Raw genomic sequence first — 4,980 nt, forward strand, 5'->3', positions numbered from 1 at the left:
CTGATGAGGAAGGGAAAATTGTTAGTAACTTCACCTTACAGGATAATGGGTTACAACCGATTGATTTTATTAATTAAAAATGATGTGCTGTGAGAACCCAAGACTTGATGAATAAAGGATTGCGACTAAAGAAAAGGAGGTGTTTGAAGTGGTTAATTCAATAAAAGAAGTGAGAACCCAAGACTTGATGAATAAAGGATTGCGACCTCTTACCAACAAAGGGATGATTATTCTCATTCTCTGTGAGAACCCAAGACTTGATGAATAAAGGATTGCGACGTCATCACAATATGCTTTTCCATTCCGATAATGCCACTCATCTTCATGTGAGAACCCAAGACTTGATGAATAAAGGATTGCGACATTACTATTCTATCACTACAGATTTCTCCAACAGGTGAGAACCCAAGACTTGATGAATAAAGGATTGCGACCGATAATTATCGCCAAGGGCATATCCAGCTGCAAGTGAGAACCCAAGACTTGATGAATAAAGGATTGCGACCTTTGGACATTAGAGTGAACCAGTGGAAGTAGGGTAATGGCGTGAGAACCCAAGACTTGATGAATAAAGGATTGCGACTTAATAAACCTAAACCAGTGGTCCTATTATCGGCTCTGTGAGAACCCAAGACTTGATGAATAAAGGATTGCGACGGCACGCCAGAGGCGTGAAGTGAGTTAGTAAGTTAGTGAATTAGTGAATTAGCAAGGAGATGATAGGGCAAAAAATTTCTGCCTAACTCACTAAATCACTTGTGCCTAATTCACTGCTTTAGCCGACTTGATGAATAAAGGATTGCGACGGAAGTCTCGTGAATCGTGTCCGTGATTCGTGACCGTGAAAGGAGTAAGTATGAAAGTAGAAGATTTAGATGTTTTTAAGCTTGCCCACGAACTGGCTCTAAAGATTTATAAAACTACTATGACCTACCCTGAAGTTGAACGCTTTGGATTGACATCTCAAATGAGGAGAGCGTCAACATCAATTTGCATGAATTTAATGGAAGGTGCACATCGCATCGGTAAGAATGAATATAGACATTTTGTAAGCATAGCGAAAGGGTCTTGTGGAGAGTTAAAATATCAACTGATGCTATCCAAGGATTTAGGGTATTTAGATGAAAGCACCTTTTGACATTAAACTGGAACAAGACACCCCCTGGTCCAGAGCTACCAGAAGAGATCGTACAAAAAACATCAGAACGATACAGAGAGATACTCGATATTCTTACAAAGGAATAGAGATTGTTGCCGAATTATTCTTAAAGGAGTTTATCTAAATGTATGTCCCGATGGTAATGTCTACCCAACACCCTGATAATGTCCTGTTGGGGTATGGACAAAATTTGTTTATCCACTACTGGTTGTAATCTGCACTATTATAGCAGATTTTAATTCTGAGGGTTTCAGGAAGAAAGGGACTCTAAATTTAGAATTCTGGACGTTTTCCAGTCCATTTTTGGATATTTCAAACAGTAATAGTGACTTCATAAAATTCTTAGCTTCTGAGAGAAAGCTATCATAACAATAGATTTAAGCTGCGGATATTAACAAAGAAGGCTGCTGTCCTTATTTTACAGATTTAGAGAAAGACTTTTGACACGGTCGCTCTCAATGGATGTTACCTGCTGTTGCAGGTAATTTTTTAAAATTCACGATTCAAGATCTGAATTCTTCTCTATCTTGATCATCTCTATCTCTATGGGTTGCTCCTTGCCACAGTGTTTGCAGAACATTGCATCTTCTTTAATAATCTCAGCACAGTAGGGGCACTTTTTGGTATACCCTTTAGACACTAGAGGTGGAAGCACTACAATGACAAAAATAAGTAACGGAACAATCGCACATAGTATAAACCAACATACTGGGCTGCGACCCTTTCTTCTGGCTATAATGCCGCCTACAATACCTGCAATGATAAGCAGTAAGACATATCTGAGCAACGGGATTCTCTACCTTAATTTATCCTCACACTTTCAGAAAGTGCGAGGATTTATCTCTTCTGTATCTCACCTACGCCGATAAATGGTACAGCCCCACCACCTGTAACCTGAGGGAGTATCCCATTCCATTTATCTATAGCCTTGAGATTGGCCTCCACCCTTCTAAGCTCTATAAGATCTTGTGAAATATTTGCCCTTTGTAGCCTCAATGCCTCTGCCTCTGCCTTTGCTGCTGTAACCTTCTGATCTGCCTCTATCTTTATCCTCTCCAGGTCTCTCTTTGCCTTTAGTGCAAGCTGTTCTGCTGTCTGCTTAGCCTCAATAGCCTCTGTAAAAGCCTTGGAGAAACTGAAAGAGACAATAGAAAATGCATCAACTGCTATGTTGTGTGTCATAAGTCTTTCAGCAAGGGTTGCTCTCATTGCCTCGCTTACTGCTGGTCTCTCTGTTATAAGTTGTTCTGCTGTGTATTTGGCTGTCACAGCCTTCATTACTTCTTGTATCGCGGGGTCTATAATACGCTCTTTGAAGTGTATCCCAATGGATTGATAAACAATATTTGTTTTATCAGGTATTATATGATAGTTAAGTGCAACCGATGAGCTTACCTCCTGAAGATCAGACGAGGCAGCTGCAGCATCAGTCACTACCTTCTGAACCTTGACATCCATCGGGACAACCTTCTGCACTATAGGTATCCTGAAGTGCAGCCCTTCTCCAAGCACATTCTCCTGAACAGCACCAAAATTAAGGACAACCCCTCTTTCACCTGCCCCAATCTGAATCCATGGCTTCAAAAACAGGAAAAACACCAGAATTGTTCCAATAATCAGTGCCAGCCTCATGGGGACTTTCTTCAGTGCAGACTGCATTACCTCCTTAGCCCTGTAAACATCTCTTTCATCCATTATACTACCTCCTTTTAATTTTACTATACCAAAAGAGTTACCTAATTAGTATGCATTAACAACTGTTCGTTTATCCTGCTTGATCAACCTCTTTTATATTTTTATAAAGTTCAAAAGACTTTTAATGCTTTTTAATAACTGTTCAGTAACTTGTGTATATATTTCAGTGGTTTTTGAACTGTTGTGGACTAATAACTTCTAAATATACCTAAGATTTACTCCACTGTCAAGCAGATGAGTTGCAAATGGATGCCTTTATGCAGGCGTTATCAAAGATTTTCTGAATTGTTCGTGCTGTTAGATGTCTTTTTTCATTCATGCTTGGAAATAACCATATCTGCGGCTTATATTTTCTCCTATTCCCTGAGTGCCTTTAAAACATTTTTTGACAGCAATGTATAACGATCCTTTCTTCCTTTATCGCCCCTCACATGAACCAACATTCTTTTATTCTCAACGCCGTTAGATGTTTACCATCTAACGGGATCGATATCCTCTAATTTCAATCTTACCACTTCCCCAGCCCTTAATCCCGCAGAAAATATACAAGCATCAGGATTACCTACTGTTTTATAACTGTATTTTCTTGAAATAAGTTCTCTTCTCAAGTCCTCAAAAGCCCCCTCACCTTTTCCCTCTCCCGGAAGGGGAGAGGGGATTTTATTCTTCATGGAGAATTAAGTCCTTGAAATGAATTTACACAAAAGTTTGAACGACCACAGTAACGTAGTATGATAGATTTCATTTGACAAAACTTTCAATATTCAGTTAAAAATATCGGGGATATTTATGAACACAGGTATTGTCTTAAAGACTGAGATGCCTGATGTCGGTATACCACGACATGGCAAGGTCAGAGATATTTATGAGTTAGAGGATGAGTATCTATTAATTGTCGCTACAGATAGGATATCTGCGTTTGATGTAGTTCTGCCAAATGGCATACCTCAAAAAGGAAGGGTGCTTACCCAGATATCCATTTACTGGTTTAAGCAGATGGAAGATATTATCCCAAATCATCTCGTTGCTACTGAGGTAGAGGATTTTCCTGAAATACTTCATAAGTATAAGGATATACTTAAAGGCAGGAGTATGCTTGTAAAAAAGGCAAAGGTTCTTCCTGTTGAATGCGTTGTGAGAGGATATCTATCTGGTTCAGGCTGGAAGGAATACATGGAAAAGGGGACAGTCTGTGGCATAGAATTAGCGGAAGGGCTCAGAGAATCCTCTAAACTGGATAAGCCAATCTTTACACCAAGCACAAAGGCAGAGGAGGGACATGACATTAGCATATCCTTCGATGAAATGGTAAATATCGTAGGTAATGAAATGGCAGAGAGACTTAGAGATATAAGCCTGAGGATATATTCAAAGGCAAGGGATATGGCAGAGAAAAAAGGTATCATCATTGCAGATACAAAGTTTGAGTTTGGTATTTATGATGGCGAACTGATATTGATTGATGAACTATTAACACCTGATTCTTCTCGTTTCTGGGTGATGGCGGATTACCAGCCTGGCAGAAGTCAGGACAGCTTTGACAAACAGATAGTAAGGGATTACCTCTTGACATTAAACTGGAACAAGACACCCCCTGGTCCAGAGCTACCAGAAGAGATCGTACAAAAAACATCAGAACGATACAGAGAGATACTCGATATTCTTACAAAAGAATAGAGATTGTTGCCGAATTATTCTTAAAGGAGTTTATCTAAATGTATGTCCCGATGGTAATGTCTACCCAACACCCTGATAATGTCCTGTTGCCATTCTTTGCAGAAAGCCAGGACATGTCGGGAGATGACGAAATACAGGAGGCTTATTATGCCTTCTCACATCTTGGTTGTGATGAACAGATGTGGGACTGCGAAGGCAAAGAGGTAGACGACTTTGTTGTAAGAAAACTACTCACAAAATACAAGCATTTCTTCTATGAAAGAACTCTGGGAAAGGATGCTTTTCTGACACTCAGGGTACCTAATCCTGATATTGAAAAAGAAGAAGCAAAGATTCTCATTGAAACCCTTGAGAGCATTCCACGATCTTGCGATGCAGCAAGGTTGTTTTATGGAGAGGAGATTCCGCCTATCTTCGAGATAATTTTGCCAATGACAACTTCTGCGGAA

At 39.7% G+C, this 4,980-nt stretch carries 6 protein-coding genes and 1 CRISPR repeat array; of the genes, 3 read left to right on the forward strand and 3 right to left on the reverse strand.

The features are described 5' to 3' along the window. Positions 1-89: 89 nt before the first annotated feature. Positions 90-657: a CRISPR direct-repeat array (repeat unit 37 nt; unit sequence GTGAGAACCCAAGACTTGATGAATAAAGGATTGCGAC). 199 nt (positions 658-856) lie between these two features. After that, positions 857-1,138, forward strand: coding sequence for a four helix bundle protein (locus AB1488_01155; GenBank protein ID MEW6408706.1), 282 nt, complete (start codon positions 857-859; stop codon positions 1,136-1,138). A 517-nt stretch (positions 1,139-1,655) separates the two neighbouring features. On the opposite strand, the gene AB1488_01160 is transcribed toward AB1488_01155, so the two are convergent. The 3 genes from AB1488_01160 to AB1488_01170 form a co-directional block, all read right to left on the reverse strand. Then, positions 1,656-1,946 (reverse strand): zinc ribbon domain-containing protein, encoded by a 291-nt coding sequence (locus AB1488_01160; protein ID MEW6408707.1) that lies wholly within the window; start codon positions 1,944-1,946, stop codon positions 1,656-1,658. Between the two features lie 50 nt (positions 1,947-1,996). Beyond that, positions 1,997-2,854 carry a prohibitin family protein gene (locus AB1488_01165; protein MEW6408708.1) on the reverse strand — a complete coding sequence of 286 codons (858 nt, stop codon included), beginning with the start codon at positions 2,852-2,854 and terminating at the stop codon, positions 1,997-1,999. 470 nt (positions 2,855-3,324) lie between these two features. Beyond that, the gene (locus AB1488_01170; protein MEW6408709.1) at positions 3,325-3,525 is read right to left on the reverse strand and encodes a hypothetical protein; all 201 of its coding nucleotides are present in this window, start codon (positions 3,523-3,525) and stop codon (positions 3,325-3,327) included. A gap of 118 nt (positions 3,526-3,643) precedes the next feature. Here AB1488_01170 and AB1488_01175 point away from each other — a divergent pair, with 118 nt between their 5' ends. Next, positions 3,644-4,531 (forward strand): phosphoribosylaminoimidazolesuccinocarboxamide synthase, encoded by an 888-nt coding sequence (locus AB1488_01175; protein MEW6408710.1) that lies wholly within the window; start codon positions 3,644-3,646, stop codon positions 4,529-4,531. 38 nt (positions 4,532-4,569) lie between these two features. After that, on the forward strand, positions 4,570-4,980 hold a 411-nt coding region (gene ppcA, locus AB1488_01180), incomplete at its 3' end, for a phosphoenolpyruvate carboxylase (protein MEW6408711.1).

The sequence above is a fragment of the Nitrospirota bacterium genome, from assembly GCA_040756155.1.
Taxonomy (GTDB): Bacteria; Nitrospirota; Thermodesulfovibrionia; order JACRGW01; family JBFLZU01; genus JBFLZU01.